Annotated in this window: 1 protein-coding gene; it reads left to right on the top strand. The window is 37.8% G+C overall.

Translation table 11 applies throughout. The annotated features are described in order from the left end of the window. On the top strand, nucleotides 1–225 hold a 225-nt coding region (locus J0695_RS46560; protein ID WP_206970174.1), incomplete at both ends, for a hypothetical protein.

The raw sequence follows: 225 nt of genomic DNA, 5'->3' as shown, positions 1-225 counted from the left end.
GTTTAATGAGTTTTTCTCCAGAAAAGAAGAGTTGCTTCCCAAATACGACAAGAAAGTGGGGTTTGAACATCCTGTAAAGGCATGGAAGGTTCTGTTTATTGGAAGTAATGATGCAAAAGCAAAAAAAATTTTGCGAGACTTGAAAGGGGAAGAAAATCATGCTGAAGTATCTGTGATGGTTACAACCCGACAGGAAGCAAATATGGATCCATACGGTGATATATA

It is taken from the genome of Streptomyces beijiangensis (genome assembly GCF_017315755.1).
Classification (GTDB): Bacteria; Actinomycetota; Actinomycetes; order Streptomycetales; family Streptomycetaceae; genus Streptomyces; species Streptomyces beijiangensis.
The sequence above is the reverse complement of the archived record's forward strand: the minus strand, read 5'-3'. Positions and strand labels throughout refer to the sequence as shown.